1 protein-coding gene is annotated in these 706 nt (G+C 56.7%); it reads right to left on the bottom strand.

Translation table 11 applies throughout. The features are described 5' to 3' along the window. Positions 1 to 628, bottom strand: a 628-nt coding sequence (locus tag PG892_RS22460) for an IS5 family transposase (protein ID WP_270825933.1), incomplete at its 3' end; no start/stop codon positions are given. Positions 629 to 706: the final 78 nt, after the last annotated feature.

Genomic DNA, 706 nt, shown 5'->3' on the forward strand with positions numbered 1-706 from the left:
CCCCCTTCTTCTTCAGTAGCGCATGACAGGCCTTGGTGTCATACGCACCATCGGCGCTGACCTGTTTTATCTTGCGTCGTAAGGGGTTGAGCAACGTCGGTAACACCTCGTTATCCGCCACCGTCTCCAGGCTGACTTCGGCAGCGATGACCGCATGGGTTGTGGCATCCACCGCCAAGTGGAGCTTGCGCCACACTCGTCGCTTCTCCTTGCCGTGTTTGCGAATTTTCCATTCGCCTTCGCCATAGACCTTGAGGCCGGTGGCATCAATGACCAAGTGAGCCACCGGGCCTTGGCTGGGGAGGCGGTACTTGATGTCGACGGTCTTGGCGCGCTTGCTGATACAGCTATAGTCCGGCGACTGCAAAGGCACCGCCATCAGTTGGAACAACGAGTTAATGAAGCCTTCTAGCGCCCGCAGCGGCAACTTGAACAAGCCTTTTAGCATCAGGGCCGTCTCAATGGCGGTGTCACTGTAGTGGAAACCTCTCCCTCGGCGGCCATGGTGGACCAGGCAATGCCACTGCTTAATGGCTTGTTCGTCCATCCAGATGGTCAACGAACCGCGTTGCACCAAGGCTTGGTTGTACTGCTGCCAGTTGCTGATCTTGTGCTTGGACTTGCCCATCTGATGCTCTCGGAGACTGCGCTACAGGATCAGATCACCGAGATGACAGATAGTTCCCCGATTTGAGCAACAAGGCCC

This window comes from Aeromonas sp. QDB68 (genome assembly GCF_027707405.1).
Lineage (GTDB): Bacteria > Pseudomonadota > Gammaproteobacteria > Enterobacterales > Aeromonadaceae > Aeromonas > Aeromonas caviae.